General features: G+C 56.6%; 30 protein-coding genes. 11 read left to right on the forward strand and 19 right to left on the reverse strand.

Annotated elements, in window-relative coordinates; genetic code table 11:
- Positions 1-59 precede the first annotated feature (59 nt).
- The 13 genes from EXN68_RS25800 to EXN68_RS27775 form a co-directional block, all read right to left on the reverse strand.
- The gene (locus tag EXN68_RS25800) at positions 60-977 is read right to left on the reverse strand and encodes a LysR family transcriptional regulator (RefSeq protein ID WP_142843453.1); all 918 of its coding nucleotides are present in this window, start codon (positions 975-977) and stop codon (positions 60-62) included.
- A 164-nt stretch (positions 978-1141) separates the two neighbouring features.
- Positions 1142-1807 (reverse strand): RraA family protein, encoded by a 666-nt coding sequence (locus tag EXN68_RS25805; RefSeq protein ID WP_142843454.1) that lies wholly within the window; start codon positions 1805-1807, stop codon positions 1142-1144.
- 18 nt (positions 1808-1825) lie between these two features.
- Positions 1826-2647, reverse strand: coding sequence for a carbon-nitrogen hydrolase family protein (locus EXN68_RS25810; RefSeq protein WP_142843455.1), 822 nt, complete (start codon positions 2645-2647; stop codon positions 1826-1828).
- A gap of 26 nt (positions 2648-2673) precedes the next feature.
- Complete coding sequence (locus EXN68_RS25815; protein WP_142843456.1) at positions 2674-3408, reverse strand: HpcH/HpaI aldolase family protein; 735 nt, start codon at positions 3406-3408, stop codon at positions 2674-2676.
- A gap of 26 nt (positions 3409-3434) precedes the next feature.
- A complete protein-coding gene (locus EXN68_RS25820) occupies positions 3435-4226 on the reverse strand; it encodes an ABC transporter permease (RefSeq protein ID WP_142843457.1) in 792 nt (263 codons plus the stop codon).
- Positions 4227-4240: 14 nt separating this feature from the next.
- The gene (locus EXN68_RS25825) at positions 4241-5131 is read right to left on the reverse strand and encodes an ABC transporter permease (protein WP_142843458.1); all 891 of its coding nucleotides are present in this window, start codon (positions 5129-5131) and stop codon (positions 4241-4243) included.
- A gap of 3 nt (positions 5132-5134) precedes the next feature.
- Entirely contained in the window at positions 5135-6163 is a 1029-nt protein-coding gene (locus EXN68_RS25830) for an ABC transporter ATP-binding protein (protein ID WP_404944535.1), read from the reverse strand.
- Between the two features lie 265 nt (positions 6164-6428).
- Positions 6429-7499 carry an extracellular solute-binding protein gene (locus EXN68_RS25835; RefSeq protein WP_142843460.1) on the reverse strand — a complete coding sequence of 357 codons (1071 nt, stop codon included), beginning with the start codon at positions 7497-7499 and terminating at the stop codon, positions 6429-6431.
- A gap of 754 nt (positions 7500-8253) precedes the next feature.
- A complete protein-coding gene (locus EXN68_RS25840; RefSeq protein ID WP_161991484.1) occupies positions 8254-8697 on the reverse strand; it encodes a pyridoxamine 5'-phosphate oxidase family protein in 444 nt (147 codons plus the stop codon).
- Positions 8698-8885: 188 nt separating this feature from the next.
- Positions 8886-9236, reverse strand: coding sequence for a cupin domain-containing protein (locus EXN68_RS25845; RefSeq protein ID WP_142843462.1), 351 nt, complete (start codon positions 9234-9236; stop codon positions 8886-8888).
- A 236-nt stretch (positions 9237-9472) separates the two neighbouring features.
- A complete protein-coding gene (locus EXN68_RS25850; protein WP_142843463.1) occupies positions 9473-10195 on the reverse strand; it encodes a pyridoxamine 5'-phosphate oxidase family protein in 723 nt (240 codons plus the stop codon).
- A 193-nt stretch (positions 10196-10388) separates the two neighbouring features.
- Positions 10389-11834 (reverse strand): MocR-like pyridoxine biosynthesis transcription factor PdxR, encoded by a 1446-nt coding sequence (pdxR, locus tag EXN68_RS25855; protein ID WP_142843464.1) that lies wholly within the window; start codon positions 11832-11834, stop codon positions 10389-10391.
- Positions 11835-11972: 138 nt separating this feature from the next.
- A complete protein-coding gene (locus tag EXN68_RS27775; protein ID WP_193559557.1) occupies positions 11973-12266 on the reverse strand; it encodes a hypothetical protein in 294 nt (97 codons plus the stop codon).
- Here EXN68_RS27775 and EXN68_RS25860 point away from each other — a divergent pair.
- From EXN68_RS25860 to EXN68_RS25875, 4 genes are all read left to right on the forward strand, one after another.
- Positions 12231-12962 (forward strand): YggS family pyridoxal phosphate-dependent enzyme, encoded by a 732-nt coding sequence (locus EXN68_RS25860; RefSeq protein ID WP_237681503.1) that lies wholly within the window; start codon positions 12231-12233, stop codon positions 12960-12962. The genes EXN68_RS27775 and EXN68_RS25860 overlap by 36 nt on opposite strands.
- Positions 12963-13177: 215 nt before the next feature.
- On the forward strand, positions 13178-13909 hold the full coding sequence (locus tag EXN68_RS25865) for a helix-turn-helix transcriptional regulator (RefSeq protein ID WP_309546943.1): 732 nt from the start codon (positions 13178-13180) through the stop codon (positions 13907-13909).
- Between the two features lie 73 nt (positions 13910-13982).
- Positions 13983-14648, forward strand: a complete 666-nt coding sequence (locus tag EXN68_RS25870; RefSeq protein WP_142843466.1) for an acyl-homoserine-lactone synthase — start codon at positions 13983-13985, stop codon at positions 14646-14648.
- A 183-nt stretch (positions 14649-14831) separates the two neighbouring features.
- Positions 14832-15383, forward strand: coding sequence for a hypothetical protein (locus tag EXN68_RS25875; protein ID WP_142843467.1), 552 nt, complete (start codon positions 14832-14834; stop codon positions 15381-15383).
- A gap of 11 nt (positions 15384-15394) precedes the next feature.
- Here the strand turns inward: EXN68_RS25875 and EXN68_RS25880 are convergent, their stop codons facing one another.
- The 5 genes from EXN68_RS25880 to EXN68_RS25900 all read right to left on the reverse strand — a co-directional run bounded on the left by EXN68_RS25880 (position 15395) and on the right by EXN68_RS25900 (position 19473).
- Positions 15395-17206, reverse strand: a complete 1812-nt coding sequence (locus EXN68_RS25880; protein ID WP_237681493.1) for a relaxase/mobilization nuclease domain-containing protein — start codon at positions 17204-17206, stop codon at positions 15395-15397.
- A 175-nt stretch (positions 17207-17381) separates the two neighbouring features.
- Positions 17382-17774 carry a hypothetical protein gene (locus EXN68_RS25885; protein WP_142843469.1) on the reverse strand — a complete coding sequence of 131 codons (393 nt, stop codon included), beginning with the start codon at positions 17772-17774 and terminating at the stop codon, positions 17382-17384.
- A 5-nt stretch (positions 17775-17779) separates the two neighbouring features.
- Positions 17780-18181 (reverse strand): hypothetical protein, encoded by a 402-nt coding sequence (locus EXN68_RS25890; protein WP_142843470.1) that lies wholly within the window; start codon positions 18179-18181, stop codon positions 17780-17782.
- A gap of 3 nt (positions 18182-18184) precedes the next feature.
- Positions 18185-18934, reverse strand: a complete 750-nt coding sequence (locus tag EXN68_RS25895; RefSeq protein ID WP_142843471.1) for a ParA family protein — start codon at positions 18932-18934, stop codon at positions 18185-18187.
- 143 nt (positions 18935-19077) lie between these two features.
- On the reverse strand, positions 19078-19473 hold the full coding sequence (locus EXN68_RS25900; protein ID WP_237681494.1) for a hypothetical protein: 396 nt from the start codon (positions 19471-19473) through the stop codon (positions 19078-19080).
- A gap of 133 nt (positions 19474-19606) precedes the next feature.
- Between EXN68_RS25900 and EXN68_RS25905 the strand changes: the two genes are divergently transcribed.
- The 6 genes from EXN68_RS25905 to EXN68_RS25930 are packed head-to-tail and all read left to right on the forward strand — an operon-like array spanning position 19607 to position 22816.
- Positions 19607-20287, forward strand: coding sequence for a thermonuclease family protein (locus tag EXN68_RS25905; RefSeq protein WP_142843473.1), 681 nt, complete (start codon positions 19607-19609; stop codon positions 20285-20287).
- Positions 20287-20940, forward strand: coding sequence for a thermonuclease family protein (locus EXN68_RS25910; RefSeq protein WP_237681495.1), 654 nt, complete (start codon positions 20287-20289; stop codon positions 20938-20940). The genes EXN68_RS25905 and EXN68_RS25910 overlap by 1 nt, the downstream gene beginning before the upstream one ends.
- Complete coding sequence (locus tag EXN68_RS25915) at positions 20937-21560, forward strand: thermonuclease family protein (protein WP_142843474.1); 624 nt, start codon at positions 20937-20939, stop codon at positions 21558-21560. Before EXN68_RS25910 ends, EXN68_RS25915 begins: the two co-directional genes overlap by 4 nt.
- Positions 21561-21875 carry a hypothetical protein gene (locus tag EXN68_RS25920; RefSeq protein ID WP_142843475.1) on the forward strand — a complete coding sequence of 105 codons (315 nt, stop codon included), beginning with the start codon at positions 21561-21563 and terminating at the stop codon, positions 21873-21875.
- Positions 21876-21883: 8 nt separating this feature from the next.
- Positions 21884-22255 carry a hypothetical protein gene (locus tag EXN68_RS25925; protein WP_142843476.1) on the forward strand — a complete coding sequence of 124 codons (372 nt, stop codon included), beginning with the start codon at positions 21884-21886 and terminating at the stop codon, positions 22253-22255.
- Between the two features lie 21 nt (positions 22256-22276).
- Complete coding sequence (locus EXN68_RS25930) at positions 22277-22816, forward strand: hypothetical protein (protein WP_142843477.1); 540 nt, start codon at positions 22277-22279, stop codon at positions 22814-22816.
- 33 nt (positions 22817-22849) lie between these two features.
- Here the strand turns inward: EXN68_RS25930 and EXN68_RS25935 are convergent, their stop codons facing one another.
- Entirely contained in the window at positions 22850-23191 is a 342-nt protein-coding gene (locus EXN68_RS25935) for a helix-turn-helix domain-containing protein (protein ID WP_142843478.1), read from the reverse strand.
- A 303-nt stretch (positions 23192-23494) separates the two neighbouring features.
- On the opposite strand from EXN68_RS25935, the gene EXN68_RS25940 reads away from it, so the two are divergent.
- Positions 23495-24841, forward strand: coding sequence for a hypothetical protein (locus tag EXN68_RS25940; RefSeq protein ID WP_142843479.1), 1347 nt, complete (start codon positions 23495-23497; stop codon positions 24839-24841).
- Positions 24842-24988 lie beyond the last annotated feature (147 nt).

Below are 24988 nucleotides of genomic sequence, written 5' to 3' on the forward strand. Positions count from 1 at the left end.
AGTGTCATTCCCATAGGCCTGCCCGCCACGATCAGCACTAAGGCCATCAGTCCATAACCCTATGCTTTCGCTGCAAGTGCGTTATCATATAAAGCGCAAAATTCGCTTGCCGCGTCGTCGGCGATCGAAGCGACTAGCGATGCTAGGCGCGATGGGGAGTTGGCGAGGTAGACTGCGAAATATTCAGTTGGAGGAAACGTTTGTTGCACGTTCAACACCTTCAGGAGCCCTGTTCGCAACTCATTCTGAATGACGATTGGCGGCAAGACAGAGATTCCAATCCCGGCTGCGACCATATTTATGGTCGTACCAAGAGAATTGGAATAGTGGATAACATTGTCTTCGAAAGAATTCTCAGGCAGATATTCGATCAACCGACGATGGTTCCGCGTGCCTGCTTCATAGGAAATAATGGGATGCATTAGGAGATCGCTTCGGGTCCACGCAACATCCGCATCTTTGAATTTTCCTTTTGCGATCCAAAACATGCCGAAATTGCATAGCTCGGTAATCCGATATAGACTCACGTCAGTTCCATGGAATCCAAGGATAATATCTACTTCCCGCTGTTCCAACTTATCTAAAATGACCTGAGACGAATCCGTTGTAACGTAGATCCTGATGCGGGGGAATCTGGTCCGCAGCACTTCCATTATGCGAGGCAATATTGTCATCGCCATGCTTGGGAGAACCCCGATCCGGACCGTACCTTCAGTGGATAGAGGCGGCGCTATCTCGCTGACGAGTTGATTATAGCGGGCGATAATATCGCGAGCGCCGGACACAAACGCTTTACCCTCGCGCGTGAGATGAACATCGCGAGTGTCGCGGTCAAAAAGACGAACACCGAGTTCCTGTTCAATGGCCGAAATGCGGTTGGAAATCGCAGCTGGCGTGATGTTCATCCGGTCCGCGGTGACTCGAAAGTTCTTTAGTTCCGCAAGCCAGACCACCGTTTCCAGAAAACGAATATTCATCGCGTGACGCGCCTCGCTGCTCTTGGATCAATCTCGCCCATTATCCACACAATAGTGGCTTTCAGCTCCTTTTTTGCGGAATCGTATTCTTTCCAATGTCGCAAGGAATGTCGGCAACTCGCCGCGATCCGGTAATCAGCCTTGAACTACCGTGAAAAGAGGTGTCACACGATCTGCGCCAAAACCTTGGCGGTAGCGCCTGTCATGTCGCCTAGTTTCTGCACCTTGTCGCGCACGCTGGCCTCGTGCTTCTTACCGGTGTCCTGACGATTCAGCGCTTCTTCGGAAACAGCCCGCACTTCATCACGCGGAATGACAAGAACGCCGCTTTCATCGGCCAGAATGGCATCGCCCGGCATCACCACGGCACCGCCGCAGCTGACGGGGACGTTGAAGCCGCCGCCGAGATCGTAAAGCCGCGTCGTGATCGGTGAAAGACCGCGCGACCAAATAGGAAAATCCGAATCCTGGATTTCCGTGAGGTCCGTGCAGGGGCCGTCAACAATGCCGGCAACCGCGCCGGATGCCTTGGCCGCGATGGTGACACCACCGCCCCAGCAGGCATATTTGTCATCGCCGAGACGATCGACGACAATGATGTCGCCGGGGCGCAGTTGGCCGGTGGCGTGGTGCAGCAGGGTCGAGTCTGGACCGGCAATGGCCAGCGTCACGGCGGTGCCGACAACGCGGCGGCCGGGAAGCAACGGCTGAATCTGCCGGTCCATGAAACCCATCAGCCGCCAATGGCCGACGGTTGCGGTTTCGACGCCGGAGAGAAGATCGAGATCTTCCTGGGGGATCTGCTCGGGCATGTCCTTGATGATGTACATGATCAAATTCTCCTTGGTTTACGCGCAGGCGAGGCGACGATGCTGGGTCATCGGGATGAGGTTGCGGACACGCTTGATTTCCTTCGGCTCGATGCGGGCAGTGACGTAACCGACCGGATCGGAGGCGCGGGCAATCGTGTGGCCCCACGGATCGCAAACCAGCGAATGGCCGTAGCAGGCGCGCTTTTCACCATTGACGGTGACGCTGCCGGTCTGGCCGCAGGCGGCAAAATAAGTTTGGGTTTCGATGGCGCGGGCGCGGGCCAGCACTTCCCAATGGTCCTTGCCGGTCTGCAGGGTGAAGGCGGCGGGCAGCACGATGACGTCGCAACCGGCCTTTTCAAGCTGCAGAAAGAGTTCGAAGAAGCGGATATCGTAGCAGATGGCGCAACCGACCTTCATGCCGTCGATGTCATAGGTGACGATATCGTCGCCCGGCTTGACGGTGGCGGATTCCTTGTAAGCCGTACCATCGGGCGCGACGATGTCGAACATGTGGATTTTGCGGTAGGCGGCCACTTCCTTGCCTTCGCGGTCGAAAACGAAGGAGGTGTTGTAGATGCGGTTTTCGCCCTCGACCTTTTCCATGATCGTGCCGGCATGGACAAACACCTTGTTATCGCGGGCAAAATCCTGCGCCATCGTGTAGGCGGCACCACCGGCCGGTTCGGCTAGTGACAGCTTTTCTTCGGTCGTGGTGCCGTAGACTTCGAAATATTCCGGCAGGACGATCAGGTCCGGCTGGTCGTTCTTCAGCGCTTCCGTCATCAGATCTTTGGTGATCTTCAGGTTGGCTGCGCGGTCCTGCTGTGGATTGGTCTGGATCAGGCTGATTTTCATGAAAATTCCTCCAAATACGATGTCGCTCAGGCGACGATCTTTTCCTGCTTGAGTGCGTTGATGGTGGACATGATGCCGGCGCGCAGCGCCATGTTCTGGGTGGCGACGACCAGCATTTCGGCGCCTTCTTCCAGCGCGAAGGTGCGTTCCGCCGGGGACCAGGCGGGCATGATCCATTTTTTGCCGGCGTCGCGGGCGGCCTTGGCGATACGGGAAAGGTCGCGGCGATCTTCATCGTTGAAGGCGTAGGCTCCACGGCCGCAGGCGAGTGCCAGATCGGATGGGCCGGGGAACAGGCCATCGACCGTTTCAAGCGCTGCGATCTTCTCGACATCGGCAAGGCTCTCGGCCGTCTCGATCATCGCGTAGCATTTCGTCCGCTTGTTTTCCTTCTCGAAGGCATCGGAAGACGGGCGGGCATAACCGAACACGCGGCCACCGGCATAGGAGCGGATGCCGAGCAGCGGGTATTTGGCAGCCTTTGTCACTTCGCGAGCGTGATCGACGCCGAGAATATGCGGCAGGATGACCCCGTCGGAGCCGAAGTCGAGGGCCTGCTGGATGGCTTGGGTGGTCGGTGCGATCACCTTGGTCAGGGCCGGAATGCCGAGCGACTTGGAAAAGGCGAGGAACTGGTCGAGCGTGGCGAGATCGAACGTGCCGTGTTCCAGTTCGATGACAAGCTGGCTGACGCCGCAGGTCTTGGCGATTTCCAGAAAGCCGAAATGCGGCTGCGACATCCAGAGCGCGATATTATCCATTTGGGTAGTCTCCATTGCAATTTCAGTCACTTGCCGATGGTCTTCGAGAGGCCAAGCGTGCGTTCGATCAGGAAGATCATGAGAAGGGTGGCGCCGACGAGGACGACGGAAACGGCGGCTGTCATCGGATCGGTCTGGCTTTCGACATAGTCGAAGATCTCCACCGGCAGGGTGCGCAGGCGCGGCCCGGTGATGAAGAGCGAGATCACCACTTCGTCGAAGGAAAGAAGGAAGGAAAGCGCTGCACTGGCGATGAAACCCGGCATCATCAGGGGCAGGGTGATGCGGCGTACCACCGTGAAGGGCGAGGCGCCGAGCATCGTGGCTGCATCCTCAACCGATGGCGGCAGGGTGGAAAATGCCGTCAGCATGATGCGGATCACATAAGGCGTGGTGATGATCAGGTGGGCGATGATCAAACCCGTATAGGTGCCGAGCAGGCGTGCCTGCACGAAGACCAGAAGGATGGCGAGGCCGAGCACGATCGACGGCAGGAGAAGGGGTGCCGTGAACAGGTTGAGCAGAAACTCGCGGCCGATGAACTGGCGGCGGCGTATCGCGAAGGCGGCGGGCACACCGGCGGCAAGGCCGAGGATCGTCACCGTAACGGCGATGACAAAGCTGATCCACAGCGCCTGGGCAAAACCGGCATGCGAGAACATCGCGGCATACCAGCGAAGGCCCCAGCTTTCCGGCGGGAAGGTGATGTAGCTGTCATTGCTGAAGGACAGCGGCAGCACGATCAGGATGGGCGCAAGCAGGAAGAGATAGATGCAGGCGACGAGGAGCCTGAACGGGATGGTCAATTGGCCGATCATGTCAGGGTTCCTCCTTAATCGAAGCGCTTGACGACGCGGGAATAGACCGCGAGCGCAAGGCCGAAGATGATGAGCACGATGACGGAGATTGCAGCAGCCGTCGGCCATTCCAGCTGGATGACGGCCTGGTCGTAAATCTCGGTCGCCAGCAGGAAGACACGTCCGCCGCCGAGCAGTTTTGGCGTGATGAACGAGCTGATCGACAGCACGAAGCAGAGCAGGCAGCCGAGCGCGATGCCGGGCGCAGTCAACGGCAGAATCACGCGGCGGAAGCGCGTCCAGCTGTTGGCGCCGAGCGAGGCAGCGGCCTCTTCATAGACGTTTTCGAGACGGCCGAAGCCTGCGATCAGCGACAGTGCCATGTAAGGGATCAACACCTCGACCATGCCAATAAAGACACCGAGCGTGTTGTTGGTGAGGCGCATCGGGCTGTCAATGATGCCAGACGACATCAGGATGCCGTTGAAGACGCCCTGATCACCGAGAATAACCATCCAGCCATAGGTGCGCACCACGCTGCTGACGAGAAGCGGCGAGACGGTGATGACAAACAGCATGTTGCGCCATTTTGGCGAGACCCGGTGCAGGAAAAGCGCGATCGGATAAGCGCAGCAGAGTGTGATCAGCGTGACGCCGAAACCGAGGATAAGCGAGTTGGAGACCAGTTCGAAGCTAAAGCTGTCGGTGAAGAAATCGCCGTAGTTTACCAGCGTGTAATTGTTGGTCAACACGCCTCCGCTGCCGCTTTCGATGAAGGAAATCATGCCGAGGCGAATGACCGGCAGGACGAAGGCGACAAAATTGATGATCGCCATGGGCAGAAGCAGGCCGATGAGAAGGAAAGGAAATTTCCTGCGGCGAGCGGGCGCATCTCCAATCGGTGCGGATGAGGTGATCGCTGCCATGGATCAGCTCCCTGAACCTTGGCCAAACACCTGCATGTCCTGCGGCGTCCACTCACAGAGAAGCTTTTCGCCGCTCTGGAAACAGTGCCCGGCGCTGGCCGTGTGTACTTCGGTAGTCAGCGTGTTGCCACCGATATCGATGTCGTATTGCACGACGTCGCCGATATAGGTGACACGGGTCACCTTGCCGTGCGCGGCGTTGGTGACCATACTGACAAGCGAACGGTCGCGGCTCGGTGTCAGACTGATGCGGTGCGGGCGGATGGCGGCTTTCGCCTTGCCAGAGGTGAGGCCGCGCGTGTTGCAGGGGTAAACCGAAGCGCCGATGCGCACCCGGTCGAGCGCTTCGATCTCGCCGTCGAGGATATTAGTGCGGCCGACGAAATCGGCGACGAACAGATCTTCCGGACGCTCGTAAATGTCTTCCGGCGTGCCCAGCTGGGCAAGCTTACCCTTGTGCATGACACCGACGAGATCGCACATGGTGAGCGCCTCCACTTGATCGTGGGTGACAAAAACAGTGGTGATCTGCAGTCGCTTCTGGATCTCGCGGATTTCGATGCGCATGTCGTCGCGCAGTTTGGCGTCGAGGTTGGAAAGCGGTTCGTCGAGCAGGAGCAGGCGTGGACGGATGACGAGCGCGCGGGCAAGTGCGACGCGCTGCTGCTGGCCGCCGGACATTTCCTTCGGCTTGCGGTCGCCGTAACCTGGCAGGCGCACCATCTCGAGGGCTTCCTCGACACGGTCGCGGGCTTCGACGCGGCCAACGCCGCGCATTTCCAATCCGAAAGCGACGTTCTGCGCCACCGTCATGTGCGGAAACAACGCGTAGTTCTGGAAAACCAGGCCGATATCGCGCTTGTGCGGCGGCTTGTGGGAAATGTCGTCGCCGTCGATGGTGATCTTGCCTCTGGTGATGTCCAGAAGGCCGGCAATCATGCGCAGCGTTGTCGTTTTGCCGCAGCCGGAAGGGCCGAGAAGGCCGAGCAGCTTGCCCTTCGGCACATCGACGTCGAGATCGTCGACCGCCATGTAATCGGCGCCATAGCGCTTGTTGATCCCCTTCAGCTTGAGAAAGGCCTGATCGCCGGAGTTGGTTTCAGCGGCCGGTGTTTCCTGGCGCAGTTCCTGAGTTTGCATGTCGTCACCGTTTGCGGATGTGAGGTCGTCGAGGGCAACGGCACCAAGGTCCCGTCACGATGGCGTGGGTGCTCGATCACGCGTGGGAGGACGCGTGCCGCAGGGTTTTCTAAGGGTGGGCGGAGTCCGGGCCTTGAGCGGCCCGGAATTTTTGGGCTTAGCGACCGGCCGGGATGATCTTTCGGCGCCATGGCTGCAGGATGTCGTCGCGCATCTCGCCGATCGTCATCCAGTCGACTGGGATCAGCTTTTCGCGCTGGACCGGGTCCATCATCGGAATACGCTTGGCGGTGGCTTCGTCCACCTGCGTCTTGGTGTTCACCGGTGCGTAGAACATCGCTTCCGCAAATGCGGCCTGCGCTTCCGGGCCGATCGCATAGTTGATGAAGGTCTGTGTTGCTTCCGGTTCGGATGCCTTTTCAATAGCGCTCACGACGTTGATCTGTGAGGCGGTGCCTTCGCTCGGTCCGACGGAGCTCATGCGGCCTTCGGTCTGATCAATATAGAACTGCGAACGGGCGTTCCAGCCGATCGAAACCGTGGCGGTGCCATTAGCAACAAGCGTGTAGGCATCTGGCTTCGGTTCCCAGGACTGGACGCGTGGTGCCAATTCCACCAGCTTTTCCACACCCGGATCGATCGTGTTCTTGTAATCGTGTTCGCCAGCCATGCGGTTTGCGATGATCGTCAGCAGGATCGCCTGAATGTCGCCACCACCTTGAGCTGGCAGCACGACCTTACCGGCTTGAGCCTTGTCCCAAAGGGTTCCCCAGCTGGTCGGTGCAATCGGGAAAGCCTTCGAATTATAGATCAGCGTCAGCGTATCGTAGGTTAGCGGAATGGCGGCCCCGCCGAGATCCTTGCCGATGTCGCTGATGTCGGGATAATTCGAAAGCTTTGATGTGTCGAGATCGACAATAAGTCCTTCGTCTTTGGCAATCTTTGCTACCGAAAGGTCATAAATCACGGCATTCACCTGCGGTGCGTCTCGCTGCGCACGCATGTTGCCGAGCGAAGTCGCGGCATTCAGAACGCCGTAATAGCTCACGGTTATATCGGGGTGCATTTTGTTGAAGGGCTCGATAACGGCCTTCTTGTAGTTGTCCTCGAATGCCCCGCGGTAGCCCATGACGGTGATATCTGCAGCATAGGCTCCGATGCTTGAAGATGGTGCGGTGGTTGCTACAATCGCGACGAAAAATGCGGCGTTATTAAAGCTTTTAAGCATATCGTAGTTCCCCTAGTCTGTTGGCAGATTTATAATGGAAACAATAAGCATCGTACCCGGGGGCGTCCAACGATTAAAATCTACCGTCTGTTTACTTTTTCTTTTGAGCATGCTTGCCGGTCGGTGAAGCCTGGTCGTCAACTGCTCTTGCGCGGCGTTACCGAGGCGGAATGGCTTTATAGAACCGAGCTTTCAATCCGTTGGATAAATTGGCAGGTCTTCAGTCGCACACAAATCATACCCTGAGGGAAATGCGTGCTCTCAGTGGGCTCGGAGACTGCAGCTGGCTAGGACGAGAGCAATCGATATCGGACCTTAGCGCACGGCCCTGCAGAGAGGCTTGCTGAACGGTGACGCGCGCCCGCGTAGAGAGCCGTAATTCGGATAGCTTGAGCTCAGTCTCATTCTCATGGCTATGACTGGTAAATAACTTTGTTGTGCGCCGGCCGCTTGCCTCGTTGGCAAAAGGCGTGCGGTGCAGTTTGAGATGATGTCATCCTTCGCAGACCCAGAACCACTTAGAATACGGTTTCCAGCGAGGCGATCTTTAGCACTGTCAGCGCACGAGGACGCTCCAGTGCGTCATTGAAATAAGCGCAGCAATTGGACATTGATTTTCAACGTTCCGCTTCTGAGTTCAGAAGTGAACGATTAAAGCTTCGACGGATCCAGGCGGGGAGTCCGGCTACCGCTGATGGGGCAAGGTGTTCCAGCTCCAGCAGTTTATAGGGCGTTATTGTCCTACCTCCAAAATTTAACACTGATAGTATCTGATCCAATCTGCTCTAATATGATCCTCTTCTGTGCCATCGTCATAAATCGGGGAATGCAATAGTTTTGCTTCATGTAGTGTAACGAATACAATTCCTTTTATTCTTGAATAAAGTGATTCCCATTTTAGAAAATGAGATATATGATTATTGAATTCTGTTGAATATTTTTCGATGTACCTTGCTTTCCCCGCCAATCGACATGCTTTCCGGCTAAAAACGTCTACGTAGACGATTTCGACATCTGGATTTCTTTTTATATTTCGAACCGTGTTGGGCGAACGAATGTCGCCAAAGATTATCGTCGTGGCGTCAATAACCACACATGTTCCCTTGGGTGATACGGCAGGTTTACCATCGGGTGTCACAGTCGCGACCAGTCCGATGGAATTGCGTTCGATCAACGTCCGCATTTCAAAAGTTATCATTTTGTTCACCCGCGCCTGGAGGATTGCATGTGGGCTGTGAAAAAACTGGCCCCCATCGCGCGTAGCCTTCACGGTTCCCTGTGTGACTGAAAATGTGCAACGCGATCTCTGCGATAGTTTGAGGTCCAACGGTTTGCGCAGCCCTGCATTCGTAAACTGCTTCGCTGAATGGCGATCTTTTGTATCTCTCAGTAAATCGTATAAACCTTGCGGATGGTTTCGATTACGTCCCATCGGCCCGTCCACCCTTTCGGCAGCACGAAAAGGTCGCCAGCGGTTATTTTCGTCGTGATTCCGGTGCTTGCATCCGTCAACGTGGCAACGCCCGCTAAAATGTAACCGACTTCAGTATCAGCGCGGTTTCTCACCGGCCACCCGCCAGGCTGGCATTCCCAAATTCCGACATTGCCCATAGCATTCGGAGCGATCCTCAACACGCCAAGTTGAGGATCACCGCTGTCCGCTCCTGGCCTCTGCCCGGCTGAGGGTAGATGCCCCTCCTCCACTTCATTGCTTTTCAAAATGGTCATGGCTGTCATCTTCGTCTCCATAGGAAGTATAAATTTCCATGATGCGTAATATTGCAAAGACCGCAGGGGCATTGCGGTGCAATCGTACCCAGCCAAAGAAATCTGGGCAGGGTTCAACTTTGCGTATGCTAAAATAATGTGGTGGCTTGGGTCTAGCGGGCCCATCAACCCAAGTTTGGGCCGACTGACATCTCAGTTGGTCACTGACAATTGCGACGTTCTAACGCGTGCAGCACGTCGGGGCGTTAGCCCAACGGATAGGATGTCGCGTAGGCGTCCAGAAGGGCTTCATCGAGACGCCGACCTTCGGTGAAAGGCGTCAGCGTCGAGGGGCGCTTCACCTCCGGCAGCAAACGGGAACACGGCTCTGGAGCGCCGAGCACAGTGTGGACCGGCAGCCGCTCAGCATAGATCGGGAGCAAGTAGTCGTCGTCGTCATCGGCAACACCCTTAGCGCGGATCTTAGCCGAGGCCTTTTCGATATCCATATAGATAACCGCTGTTGCCTTAATCTCCTGCCTGGTACTCTGCCGCAGCATTGCGGTGCGCGCGGGGAAAAAGCGATCAACCATCATGACCAAGGCCCGCTCCTTTTCTGCCTGGTCCTCGACTAGCCGTGCATTGCCAAAAGCCATCACCGAGCGGTAGTCTGCGGAATGATTGAAGCCGCAGCGCGCCAGGACAAGACTGTCCAAATGGGTGACCGTTAGGCATGCCGGTTCGCCTGCCGACAAGTTACGCAGCATGCGGCTTGCGCTGCTGCCGTGCCAGTACAACCGCTTGCCTTCTCGCCAGAACAGTGTCGGTGTGCAATAAGGCTGCCCGTCGATGACGTAGGAGACATGGCTGAGCGCTGCGGAATCAAGCAGCGCGTGCACAGTTTCAAAGTCGTAGGACCCGCGATCATGGCGTCGTTTCACTCGGTTGATTTCATTGATCGGGTATCCGGTGAGGGTATCGTCTGACATTTATTTTGCTCCATGAACCTTGTGAACACATATTTGAGGATAATAGTGGTCGTTAAAAGGGCCAATTTTAGCTTATTTAAAGCACCCACTTTAGGGATGCAGTGCCATCGAGCGGGATGGCGAACAATCTGCAAAATTGCGGCCATGGGCATCTTGACTATTGAACCTGAATTTTTTGGCTCCGCTGCGTGGGTTAGCTAAACACCTTACCGTCACTCTCTACATAAGCCCGAGCTACTCGCCCGAGTATCTCGGATGCTTTCGTGAGTTCGGAGAGTTCATAGCCGGAGAAGCCGAGAATAAAGCCGTTATGTCGTGCGGGAACTAGCCGCGTTTCCGACAGGAGCACTGTTTCAACACCGGCGGCCGCTCGTATGATTGCGGCTGCATCTTCCGGGAGATCTTCAGGTAGATAGGCCAGAAGATGCAGCCCTTGTGGTGGAACCATGATTTTTAATGCATGCCCTGCGGTGGACTGGAGAACCGACGCCACGGTGTCGCGCGCCGCCTGATAACGTCGCCGCATCCGGCGCGTGTGATCGGCGAGGATGCCGTTGGCCATAAGGTCGGCAATGGCACCTGATATGAAACTTTCGGGAAACCGGTCATATATAGAGCGAGCGCGGACTACGCGATCGAGCACGGTGGGTGGCAATACTACATAAGCAACCCGCAAGGCGGGAAATAATGACTTGGAAAAGGTGCCGAAATAGATCACCCGATCGTGACCGCCGAGGCCCGCTAGCGCAGTCAGCGGCATTCCGCCATATCGGAACTCACTATCATAGTCATCCTCAAGCAACCAGGCGTCCGATGCTCTGGCCCAGTCGAGAAGTGCTACGCGGCGGGCCATACTCATTACGACGCCTGTCGGAAACTGGTGCGAGGGCGTCACGTAAGCAGCGCGAGCGCCAGGGTCCTGCCGTCGCCCGGCCGCAACGTCTATCCCTTCGCCGTCAACCGGTACGGGTGTCATTCGGAGCCTTGCGGCCGTTATGACGCGATGCGCGACAGAATATCCAGGATCCTCGACCCAGACGGCATCGTCCGGTTGAAGTAGCGCTTCTAGGCAGATTCTGAGCCCATGCTGTGTGCCGCTGACGATCATCACGCACCCAGGATCGCAGATGATTCCGCGGCCTGCAGCAAGAGAGGTCGCGATCTGTTGCCGGAGGGCCTCCAAACCCCGCGGATCACCATAGCCGGCTTCGGCCGACGTTGCCTTGACTACCCGATGTCGTAATGCCGTTCCCAGACGCGACACTAGGAAATCATCCCGGGCGACATTACCAAGCGCAAACGGCAAGGCGGGAGGCGGTGCGAAGCCACTGGAAACAGCCGGGGACGTCGCAGTTCGCGTCGGCAGTCGAGGCGCGACAAAAGTCCCGGCCCCTATCCGCGTTTCAATTAACCCGTCGCTTTGCAGATGTTCATATGCAACGACTATCGCATTACGCCCTATCCCAAGTTGCTCCGCCAGGATGCGACTGGAAGGGAGCCGGCATCCGGCGGTCAACCGGCCTTCAAGGATTGCTGCGCGCAATCCGGCATGAACCTGAAGCGGCTGGTTTCCGGAAGTATTATCCAACGCCAGCGGAATATCCAACACCTTGATGCGTCGTTTCGAAGTGGTTGCCATATTCTTCTCCAAATTGGCTCTTTAGCCAACCAATCTGGCGGTGTTTAATCAAAATATCAAGATGATACGCCTGTAATCTAGCCGAGCCCGGACTATGCTATACTCAAATCGCATAACTGCCATTCTAGTTAATGGCGGTCACGATGCCAGACGAAACCTCTGTGACCACGCCGCGCTCGACGAAGCGGTGCTGCCCATCTTTGGCGATCCATCGCGTTTGGGCAGGCCGACCGGTTGGCCGGGTTCGGCGGCACTGAACAAGAATTCGGCGCCAGATTTGACGGAGATCCTGAGAATGCTGATGTGTTTTACTGGCGGGATGAGGGCGGTATGAGTAACCGATTTGACAAAATCAGTATCGTTGAACGCTTCGGTCTGGACCCTCGCGGCCGTATCATGGACAATCTGGCAACCGTTGAGAGTCGCATACATGCGGCCTGCGACCGAGTTGGGCGGCCCCGCTCATCGGTTCGGCTCCTTCCGGTAACAAAGACCCTCCCTGCCGAGATTGTTCGCTTAGCCATTGATATAGGCATGACAACGCTCGGCGAGAACAAGGTACAAGAGGCCGTGGGAAAGTCGCAATCACTGATGGGTCTCGGCGTGCGGTGGTGTGTGATCGGTCACCTCCAGACCAACAAAGTTAAACAGCTTGTTTCGTTTGCCTCCGAATTTCAGGCTCTTGACAGTCTCCGGCTCGCCAGTCTCCTGAATGAGCGTCTTATTGAGGCTGGACGCACGCTCGATGTCTTCGTGCAGGTCAACACCTCTGGTGAAGCGAGCAAGTACGGCATTCTGCCGGACGAGGTTGCCGCCTTAGTCGCTGAGCTACCCCACTTTCCGGCGCTGCGGCCGAGGGGACTGATGACGCTGGCTATCCTTAAGGGACGTCCAGATGAGGTCCGCGGATGCTTCCGGCGCTTGCGGGAGGTGCGGGATAGGCTACAGAGGTCGTACCCCGGATGTGGCATTGAGTTGCTCTCTATGGGGATGACCAGCGACTTCGAGATCGCCATAGAGGAGGGTGCTGATATCGTGCGTGTAGGCCAAGCGATCTTTGGAAAGCGCCCGACAAAGGACGGCTATTTTTGGCCGGGTCTCCCGCTGAACACTCGTAGGACAGATTAGCTTGTTCAAGGCCGTGTCAGGTCTGCGGCTATGTGCCTTTGCACATACGCCAAATTCGGCAGCCGAAAACTCCGACATACCGGTCGGCAAAGATGGCGTAGTTGTGTTTCGATGGTTAACCGGCCAATTCAACCGGGCTGACAGTTGTTGAGCAAAATCACAAGTGAGTGATAGTATTTTTTCTATTTAATATAGAAGTGAGGGGGACGGTGGAAGTGGAACAACTCGATCGTTCCGAGAAGATACTTAGAGAAATCGGTGCGGCACCGTCAGTCGAAAGTGCTCTATCAGTGTTCCAGCGGGCTTACGATATCGATTTCGTAACCTACCATCTGGCGCTGACGGTTGCTGATGTTGTCGATACCCCTTTCGTGCGCACCACCTACAACGCCAAATGGGTATCTCGCTACTTACTGCGCGATTACGTCAAAATCGATCCAATACTTCGTGAAGGCCTCGTCCGGCAGATGCCCTTCGACTGGCGCGAAGTCGAAGTACCGAGCTCAGCCTATGGCTTTCTTCTGGACGCGCACAATCACGGGATTGGCCCTAATGGGTTCTCCATTCCTATCATCGATAAGGCGCGTCGAGCTCTCTTTTCTGTCAATTCGCACAAAGCCGGGGAGGAATGGGGTGCAAGCATCAGACAATTCTGGAATGAATGGCGGGACTTGGCGGTTCTTATCCATCACAAGGCCATCTTCGAACTTCACGGCGAGCACGACCCGGTCCCACAGCTATCCAGTCGTGAAATCGAATGCCTGCATTGGACTGCTCTTGGGAAAGACAGCATCGACATTGCTGTCATGTTGAAGCTCTCGGAGCACACGACGAGAGCCTACATCAAGTCGGCTCGGCACAAACTGGGTGGCGGTTCGATCACATTTACGATCGCGCGTGCGATACAGCTTCGACTGATCAATCCTTTTGGCAATACCCCCAATTGAGGGTACCATCGTGGGGAATTTATTGTTTCTCGTGGAAACCTCATGATGCCTCCCATCAATGATGGAGGCAAACATGTATCTTCTCTTACAGGCTCAAGAATATCACAGGCATGTCGACCTCCTCGATCAGTCCTTCCGGCTGAGAAAGCGGGTTTTTGCGGACCAACTCGGTTGGGATGTGTCAGTGTCTGGCCCGTATGAAAGGGATCGCTACGACGAACTCCACCCTGCCTATCTCATATGGTGTAGCGATGACCGGCAGGTACTCTACGGTTCGGTCAGACTTATGCCCACAACGGGCCCTACTCTTCTCTACGATGTCTTTCGCGAGACATTTCCGAATGCTTGCGATCTCGTTGCGCCCGGCATTTGGGAAGGAACCCGCATGTGTATCGATGAAGAAACTGTTGCTCGCAACTTTCCCGACATGCGTCCAGATCGTGCTTTTTGCCTGCTTCTCCTTGCGCTATGCGAAGTCGCCCTCGACCATGGCATCGATACACTGATCTCGAATTACGAACCGCACATGCGCAGGTACTATAAACGCGCCGGTGCAGAGTTTGATGAGCTTGGTCGTGCCGATGGCTATGGAAGGTTTGCGGTATGCTGCGGAGCATTCGAGGTTTCGCAACGCGTCTGCAGCCAAATGCGGTTGAGATTGCAGATTACTCAGCCCTTGTATGCAGGCAGTTCATTCGCGGCGCGGGAGCCTGAAACGCCGGTGCTTTTGACCGCTTGAACTATGGCAATCGCGCGGGTCGGGAAGGGCGTCGCTGCCCTTGTAAATGTAAGGTACTGAACGTTTTGGTCATCAGACATGAATAGCAATGGCAGAGCATTCCGGAGAATTGGGTCTATCGGCCTTGTCATCTTCGAGCGAGATGGCACCCTTTTGAGACGGAACAATCCGCCTCGGGATTTCATGCTGGGTGATATCAGCAACGACTTCGTCCAAATGCTACAGCACCTGCGACGGATCGGCGTAAGGTTCGGGTTCATCTCGGATGCAAGGGGGATGGACGTCGGCACTCACGGCCCGGCAGAATTCGGAGCCCTCACCGGAAGACTCGACAAATTGCTGCAGATCCGGAACGCGATGCCCGATTTCTGGATGACATGGGGTATTTCTCCGCAAGGAATACGAAAGATACCCCAAGCGGACGAGGCGCAACGAGGTACGGATGGATTGATCCCCGCGATGATCTTACACGCCGTTGAGTGGTATGGTGTAGACAAGAAGGACGCCATATTTGTCACCAGCACTGCTGTTAGGCTGCTTGCGGCAACCAGCGCCAACATATCGTCTATCCAGTATTCTGGATTGCCGGAGGATCGAACGATCCGGGTTTGGAGAGAAATGGAACGACAATATTTTAATCGGTCCCCGACCGTGAACGCGCAACAGCTTAACACTGAGATTCAACGGATTTTGGGACTGAGCCGCCAGTCAGCCAAATGCAATGAACAAGGATGAGTATCATCCACTCAGCGGCTCCGGTCGCGATCCTTTTCCTGAGGCGGACGAAGTTTTATCGACTTCTGTGACTCGTGAGACTGTCGCTGAGGCTTTTCACGCTTTGGATCTGGCCGATCCGCTTCCGGCCTGTCATATTCGGCGTTGGAGCGCGCGATGCGTGATTGATCAAGCGATCGGTTGTTCGAACTCTTGTTGACGACACCCTGCTCCGCAACATGATCGCGGCCGGCTGCCGATTTCGTCGCCAAACTGTTCACGCTGCTTTTCTGTTGACCCGCGGCATCACGATCGCGGTTTTTGACCACCCGTGAGTCAAGCTGCAGCCCAACGACCTTCGCAATAATCTTCGTCGCCTGTTCGAAGATCAGTCGATCGGCGGGGTTGGCGATCTTGGTGGCGAGGCTCACTGCGGTGTTCGCCAGTGTCTCCTTCGCAGCCTTCGCCTGGGCAGCGCTGATAGGTGTCGATCTCAGCATGTGCTCTTCTCCTTTCTCGTTTGTTGGGTCACGACCGGCGCGGACCGCTGTCTCAAGCCGCCGGTATTCATGTTGGAGGCCTATCGACAGGTCCTGGCTAAGTTCGCGCGCCGTGCTGGGCGCAGACCGATTCTTCCCTATCTCGTCCAACATTTTCAGAATGAGCCCAACTGCGCGCCGGCTCTGATCAAGCCGCTTTTGTGCATCCTGCAATCTGGGGGCTGTCGGCGTATCGCGGACCTTCGCCAGAACTTTGTCGACGACGTTGCTTGGGGCCGTGGCTCCCATCCGGCGGAACATTTCCCATTCCCAGCGCTTGACGGGCGGAGGGCCTGCCCGCTCAAGCCGCTTCTGACGGTCGATCGGGATGCCCCGTTCGCGTGCCTTGTCGGCGAAACGCAGCCGCCATTCCGTAAAGTCGCGGATGTTCGGATTGAGCATCTTGCCACTGGAATTTCGTAGCGCAACGATCACATGCATGTGTGGATGCTTGTCGAGAGCATTGCGATTATGGACGGCATAGGCATAACGGTGCCCGGCGAATTGTTCTCTTAGAAAATCACGCCCGGCAGAAACAAGCCGATCGCGATCGACAGTTGCCGGTCCTGACAGCAACAGGTGCATGAAATCTCGCGGCTGACGGGTTTGCATGAGGGCACCGACGACTTTCCCTTCTGCCGTCAGCTGTTTGTGATCCGCAGTGGTGATTTCGCGCCGCTCAGCGCCATGGAGGTAACGTCCGCTCCTGCCTGGACGCTCCTCGACATGCGTCGTCGTAGAAAGCGTTACCTCCGCGCCCCTGCGCTGCATGGCGTGCAGAGTTGCCGTTAACCCCTTTGGACCTGAAGAAAACTCAGCGGGGTATCGAGAAATCGGCGTAATTCCCTCCTTCCGGAGAGCTTGATCCACGCGTCCGTCGATCGCATGCGCCACGTCGAGTTCTCCTGGAATGCGATTGCTGCTGCTTCGATCCGACCTGTCCTTCTTCTCGTGAGCAATTACCAGGGCGAAATGCAATCTTGTTTGCCCGTTTACGCCATCGCTGACACTGAAGGCGTAAGTTCTTGCAGGGTCGCCGGCTTTATGGAAACCGTCGGCAGCGAGTGAAGCAAGTGCGCGGGCTACGCCTTCCCGGCGGGTGTTTTCAAGCTCGTAAGTCAGACGCAGCACGTCGCTGCTCCCCTTGCGATTGCCGAAATCCCTCTCCCATGAACGCACCGCTTGGTTTAGATCCGATACTTCGCGACCATCCTGATCGAGCGCCTTTTCTTCCTTGCTCTGGTAGGCAAGCACGTTATGGGCCGAACCCGCGCCGGCACCATAGGAAAGGACCTTCACCACCACTGCATTGTTGCCTGTAGCACGACTGATCGCCGAGGCAGCACCAGCATGTGTCGTCGACGGTCGTTTGCTCTGGCCGGCTGCCGGTCGTTTTCCCCCTCCTCCTCCGCCGCCTCCACGTCGGCGCAGATCGTCTTCGATCAAATCAAGATAGCTCGGTAGTCGCCGACCTTCGGGTCTAGACTTCGAGGGATTTCTGGAGACCTCGTTCATCGTGTTTCCTGATCAGCTCGACAATGTAAGATGACGGCCGAACAAAGGCGGCATCGCGGACGGCGTCGATGGCCCCCATCACCTCGTCCAGCTTCTGTGAAATCAACCTTGTCCCCTCAGCCAATCCGACGTCTTGCGCCAACAACTCCTCATTGCGCCAGGCAAGTTCGCGAAGAAACTGGTGCATGTTTGCCATTTGCCGATCATGTTCTTCGAGCATTGCGGGAACATGCATGATCTCCCTGGTGACGATCAGTTTGGCGACGATGTTGACAGAGACGTCGAGCCGTCCGGCTAGTGCATCGACATTGCTTAAGATGTGATCCGGCAGACGAAACATGATGGGCGGGTGTCGCATGCGGTCTAGAGCCCCCTTGCCTTCAGCGCCTCGAGGATGAGCCTGTGTGTCGCCGATGACAGTTGCTCATGGCTCTCCAACGACACTCGGAAAATCTTGGTCAACACGTCGTCGTCGATGTAGAGCGATATCCGTTTTCGTTTGCCGGACACGCCAGCCGCCTTTGCGGGCGCCGTCGCCACAGGTCGTTCCTTGCGTTCTTGCCTGGCTGGGGTGTGGGCCTTAGGTACATTGGCCGCAGAAGGCGCGGTTTCCTCTCCTTGGGCATCACCATCGGGCATGAGTGTGTCGAGGTCGATGGTCGTCGGCATATACGATGTCGCGGCCTCCTGAACATCCTTAGACTCCTCTTCGCGGGATCGGGCAAGGGCGAGAATGTTTCCGGCAGGCGTTCTTTCCCTCGACATCGTTTAGGCGGCCTCCGCCTGCAGAAGCCCGATGAACTCGTTGTTGATCCTCTTCACAAGATCGATTGCGTCAAGCACGCTTTCCGATGCCCTGCGCTTGGCCGACGGCGTCAACGACGGATTGTCTGCGATGCCCGCAAGCTTGGAGTAAAGGGAACCATAACCGGCCCCGACATCGCTGAAATGATTGCTCTTGCGCACGACCGTCTCGACCATGGGTATCCGGCCGCTCGTCAGGATGGCATGAACCTCGGGAAGGGACCGATTGTGTTTAAGGGCGATCATGTCGATGTAGTTCCAGATCGCCGCGTAGGGGATCGGTCCCCTGTCCCGCTTCCGGCCGATCTCGGTCAGGATCGTTGCCACCTTGATCGCTGAGGTCGCGGCTGTCGGTTCGGGAATGACGGGAATGAGGATTGCATCGCACTCGTGGTAAACCTCGATCGCGCGCTGATGCACGTAGCCGCCGACATCGTAGATCCGGATGTCCGCGTCTGGGGCCTTGTCGAGCCGCTCACGAAACCTGTCTCCAGGCCCTACGCGCAAATGTAACAACGTCCCGTCGGTCGGCAAAAGCCCCCGCTTCATGGAGACATTATACCAGCGCGTCGATGATTCCTGCTCGTCGCAATCGATCAGAAGCGTCCTGTGGCCTTGCTGCGCAAACTCCGCAGCAAGATTGACGTTCAGGGTCGATTTTCCGGCGCCGCCCTTGAAAGTCGATATGGCGAGCGAAAGAGGTTTGACTGTCATGAAATCCGCACCCTTTGAGCCGAAGCCGATGTTACGATCAACCGATCCCGCTCACGCGCACACGTTCGAAAGCGGAAGATCGAAATCCGTTCAATTCGGCAAGTTGCCTTCGTTCTCCACATGACAAGAGGGAAACGCGTTCTTTACCGGCCGCGAAGCTTTGCTAGTGCTTCATCCTGACGTCGGGCTGCGATGACCCCCTCATTGATCCGCATAATGTCGCGCTCACGTAATGCCTCGGTAAGTGGATCTCTCACTGGCCAGAAACGGAGAATTGGCAGGATAAGCAGCAAGAACGCGGTGATTGTCGCAGCCTTGAACCATGCCGATCGCTCATTGAGATCCGAAGCCCACTGCCAAATGTTCTCGGTCGTTTCAAGCGGCAGAAAGGCATAGGAAAACGTCAAGACTACCCAGTAGCCGACGAAGGCCGCAACCAGAATGCATGCCGCTGACACCAGTAGAAAACACGCAATCCGGATCAACAACCAAACAGCACGGAACGGAAGTGTGAAGACCGTGAGTGCCTTCCGATACATTGCCATCCTCTTATCCCCACACACAAATCGAACGTCTGAACAACCTTACCTCAGTTTTCAAAACTTTTCCATACTTGCACTACAGTACAATTTCGTGCATGTTCAAAAAAGTCAACAGGTGACGGATGCGAACATGAAGAATGGCGCATGGCGATTTTCTCGCCGCCTCATTTACAGCCTTTTGGGTGCTCTGGTCGCGCTGCCCGAGACGGTCAGGGCGGACATGGCTGAAGAGTTCGTCAGCCACTACCAGCAGGCTTATGTACAGGGGCGAGACCTGATCCCCGCATCGCCGACACCATTCGACACGTCCTCGATCATAAGGCGACTTGATCTTGAAAGTGTCACCCCAAAAGCGGCGTTGAGCGGCAGCGCATTTTTCGCAGCGGATGGAACGATCATCAAACTTGCAGGGGTTCAAGGCTGTCTGTCGACCGAGCCGCTCGAATATGCGGGTGTCATTGCCACGTGTACCATTATCTCACTTGCAGCGATGACGGCGACCATCGGCGAGGTACAGGCTATCGCTGGCACTGCATTCCCCTGCCATGAACTTGGACGGAACTCCGGCCAGCCGACGGTACGATATGCGGAATGCTTTTTCATGGACGGAGACACGGTGCGGTCGCTCTCTGAGGTACTCATCAGCAAAGGCGTAGCGTTTGCTTTCCGTGATCGTACTGGCCAGCCGATCTTCCCGGAATATGCTCGGGCGGAACAAGTCGCGCGAGGAGCGAAAACTGGTATCTGGGCCAGCGCCCATTTCTTCCATCCCTACGGTGAGCGTTACCGCGCCAATCCGACAATGCACTGATGCAGATCGGAACCTTGATGCTTATTTCCACGATCGCAGTCTCCGGCTTCTACGCAGGCTTCGTCATAATGCCGATGCTGGCCGGCAGTGAAGCTCCACATACGCAACCGCCTTGGCTGCCCGTCGTCCCCGTTCAGACCTCGCAAGCTGACGCTCCTGCCACGGAAGACGTGGCGCTTCCGCCATCTTCCGCGTTCGCACCATTCCCGACGCATGCACAGTTCGAGACCGGCGATAGCTGGGTCTCAAACGGGCAACGATATCGGCTCTATGGGCTCCAGTCATGCCTTCGCGGGACCGCCGTTACCGTATCCCAGGGAAGCTCGCGCGACTGCGGTGAATTCAACGTGATCATGATGCAGGCGTTGGTCAGGGACACAAAGCCCGTCTGCGCAACCATTCAGATGGTCGACCAGAACAATGCCGTGGTTGCATGTCAGACGACTGCCGGGGAGCACCGATATGATCTTGCGACCTACGTTATCGCGCAAGGATGGGGATTTGCGGCAGTCGACAGCACCGGCCAGGTTATTGTTCCCGGATATAGGGTCGCTGAGGAAAGCGCCCGCAACGCCCGCGCGGGTCTTTGGGGCTATCCAGATATGCCGCACCCTGTCCCTGTTCTGATGCAACAAGCGGGAGTGTCGCGATGAAGCTTGCCACCATCTCGACGATTGTCCTCGCTCTCATCCCGACAGGGACGCTGGCGCAAGCCCGCCCATCCGACGTTCCCCGTCAGATATACGGCAAGGTTCAGGTCATTGATGGCACCACATTCGAGTTCGTCAAAACGCGTCAGCTTATCCGTTTGGCTGGATATGAAGCCCCCAGACTGGCGCAGAACGCAACGACCGAAGGTGTGACATGGCCTGTCGGTCAGGTCTCGCGTGCCTGGATGATCCTTCGGACGCTTGGCCAGGACGTTAACTGCGCGCCTATCGGTCGAGACAGCAACAAGAACCTGATCGCGCATTGTTTTGTTGGTGAGACAAATCTGGCAGCGACGGCAATCGCGGAAGGGATCGGCTACGCCTTCAACTATCGTAATGAACCCCAAGTCCCTGCCTATTTCGATATTGAAAGAAGGGCGAGAGGGCTCGGTTTCGGCATCTGGTCGTCGCCTGACCTGTCTCCTCCCTGGCTCTACAATGCATCGCCAGAGCCTGGTGATCTGTCCGATGGCCCCGCGTCAGCCACAGAAGAGGGGCTTCCCCTTCCCCTACCCGTCACTCCCGACAAAGCACTGTCGTTCACGCAGGTGCACGGAGGTTAAATGAAACGCCCTTTCGAAACTTCGACCGTTATTGCCATTCTACTGGCTGTTTCTCCTTTTGCCGCCGGCGCCCAGGACGGCGCCACCCAAACCCAGATCGAGCAACGCGATCCGGACTTTTGCGGCGCGGGTGGTGCTGGTTGCGATCCGGCAGACGTGCAGCAATGGAAGGCGGTTGGCAACAGGCTTGCAGACCTGTCTTCGGCCGACCTCAGCCAATACGCCTACGCCTGCGCCAAGCATCGCGAATGGAAATCGGAGTGTGAAACCAATCCGATCGCGATCCTGAAACGCCTTGGGATCGAAGGATATTGAGGTTGCCGATGAAGAAGCTCGACTACGGATCGCTTATCGCCGCTGGCATTGCTTTCCTCGTGGGATCTGCTGGCGGGTACACGATCAACGAGTCTGTACGGGCCGACACGATAGTGGAACTTGAACAGGAGGTCGCGCGGCTGGAGAGTGAGCTTCAACGGCAGCCGGCGTTTGACTTTCCCGACGACAGGCAAGCGAGTGCTGCGATCGCCAAATCGGGCCGCACGATCCGTATCTCGGAGTGCAAACCTCGTCAGGCCGTACCTGGTGTCACCTGTACCGGCATCATCACAACAACAAGCGGTTCCTTCGCGGGTACGACGCAGCCCGGCACCCTGTCGTTCGCGAAAATCGACAACACCTGGGTTCAAATCCAGTAAGCCACTCAAAGGAGACGCACTGTGAAGGCGATCGTGTTATTGTCCGCTGGCTTGATAGGTGCGCTTTCGGCGGTGCCAGTAAAGGCCGAAGACGCTGAATGGGGATGCCAGGTTCTGCTGTGCGCCGCATCGAAAAACCCATCCTGGCACGGTATCTCCTACTGCGTGCCGCCAATGCGCAAACTCATCACCGCCATGTCCAGACCCGGCTTCTCCTGGCCCATCTGCCACGAGGCGAAGGCGGGAAAGCCTGGTCATGAAACCTACGAGGATTGCCCTGCTGGCACCACGGTGGGCTACTCCTCGCGAGGTGGCGACAACAATTGGCGGGGAGAACCTGATCAATGCATCGAAACGGTCAATGTCTGCCGGGCATCGGGTCAGCACGATGGCAATACCAGCTCAGCAGGGTTGACGAACAATCGGCGATTCGGCCGGGATGGCGAAAGCTGCATCCAGCAGATTGCCACTCCGCGCCCTCACCGCGCGGATCCCTACTATTTCGATATTCCGAACGACAACGGGGCGAAAGAAAGGTTCTGGTTTAACCTGAACCACTAGGCTTCTCCTGCCGCAGCTGGGGCGACCACCGCATCACGAGTCGGTCGCGGCGCCTCTCTGTTTCTTTCGGCGGGCTTTCCAAACCGCTATCCGATGGAGGTCGGCGTCAGTGATCCTGAGCAAATCCTCGATGACGACATTCCACTCGCGCTGCATCTTGTCGAGTGTCGATAGTTTGACGTCTCGCATGGCACGCGTCACCTGCGATATGTATGCTTCGTGTACGCCGAGCTGCTCAGCAAGCTCCCGATTCGTCAATTTGCGCTCGGCCTTCAATCGTTCGAGACCGATAGCAAGCCTCTCCTGGAACGACAACGTGTCGATCGTCGAAATGTCCACGGCCTCCACCGGGGGCTGGCGTTTCAGACGGGGCATTGGTCGCCACCCCCAGCCCCGATCGGACTTACGCGGCGACAGACAAACATGCCGCCAAGGTAATGGCAGGGCGCACTCCGATGGCGCATTGGAACTCTCCTTGAAACTCTTGTGCTCATCCGTCACCCGATATCGACCAAAAACTACACCGTCCAAGCGTAAACCAATTGTTGTCCCTAGTTCAAATTGGGCATTTCACAACCCCGTTACGCTTCGTACACCGGCACGATCCGCCCATGCAAGCGGAGCTGCTGGGACCGCAGGGCCGGAGGAAGGTCTGCATCCTCCTGGTTCGCAAAATTCATGCGCATAGTTGTCAGGAACGGCCCCGCTCACAGCTTGGCAGAGCTTACCGAGGAAGAGGCCGCAGCGCTTCGGGCGTGGTATGGTAATGCTGCTTCCAATGCTGAGAAGTTAATCGCCCTCGCTGTGATCCGGCAAGCCAAGGTGATGAACGGCTGGATCGAGTGCGATTGCCTCACCGGTCGGCTCCAGCCCCTCCTCGCTCCGATCCGGCAACAGCACACCTATACGCTGCGGCGATTGACGTCGAAAGACGAAGACCCTGTTCGCCATAAGGAGCGGCCAAACCACACAATCAGTTGCCCTTTTCACGTGGATAAGGACGCCACGCCAGCGCTCATCGATCGTAGCTACCACATTCGGCCTCTCCGAAAGTCCGATCGGAGTTACATCGACGCATTGCCGGCCATTCCCGACCGTCTTGCTGACGTCGCCGAGCACGACGTCAATCGCTCGACGGAGCGAAACGACAGACCGTCGAGGCTCGGCGGCATCCTGTGGCGGTTGCTCGACGACGCTGGTGTGAACGTCGTTTCTCCCCTGCAGGATGAGTACGATCTGACACTAAGAAATCAGTTGTCAAAGCTGCGCGCCGCCGCCAAAGAACTTCGAGTCTTGAGAACATGGTCATTTAATGCCCTGCTGTCGACGTGGGCGGCCGATTATTGGGCAACTGACAGCCGCTGGCAACGCCTGCTCGAAACCTCGCGTCCAGACTGGCCCGGAACGCTTCGTCGCACGGGCTTCATGCTGCTGTATGCGAAATCCATATCCGTTCAGACAATCTTGCCGGCATCGTCCTCGCGACCAATCGACGTGATCGGGAAAGTGCGGCAGCCGTTGCGCGGTGACCCGGCGGGGCGCGGCCCATTCCTTACTTTGCTGAACGTGGACTTCGGCGACGATGACGAGGGACCAGCCAGGGCTGTCCAAGCCTATGCCCAGCCGGTCTACAATGGCGACACGTTGTATCCGGTGGAATCCGGTTTTGAAAGAGATGTGTGCCATCTCCTGTTCTGGCTTCAGGGGTCCCTGTTGGAAGGCGTTCATGATCTCCGTATCAAGATCACCAAGCCGCTTTTTGCGACCGAAACACCGCTTGGGCCCTGCCGGCCGGATTTCATAGTTGAAGCAACTTACAAGGAACATACGCCCGCAACTTTGATCGTCGAGGCCTTCGGCATGGAAACTGATGAGTATCGCGAGGCCAAGGAAAAAACCGTTCCGCGCATGAAGCAGCTCGGACCGATGTTCAGTATCTTTCCCGAGGATCTAACGGAGGCAAATGCGCAAGCGACAGCGAAGCGCCTGCAAGGTTGGGTCATCGACAATGTCCGGCACGTGTGAAGCGTAATTGCAAGGATTTCAGGGATGCGCAACAAACCGTCAGGCAGGCTATGGACTGATTTTCAGCTTAATAATATCAGGCTATAGCCGTGTTTTGATACTTTCCATTTCACGTTATAAGCTGATCCCAGGTTTGTGGAAATCAGG

This window comes from Martinezella rhizogenes, from assembly GCF_007002745.1.
Taxonomy (GTDB): Bacteria; Pseudomonadota; Alphaproteobacteria; order Rhizobiales; family Rhizobiaceae; genus Agrobacterium; species Agrobacterium cucumeris.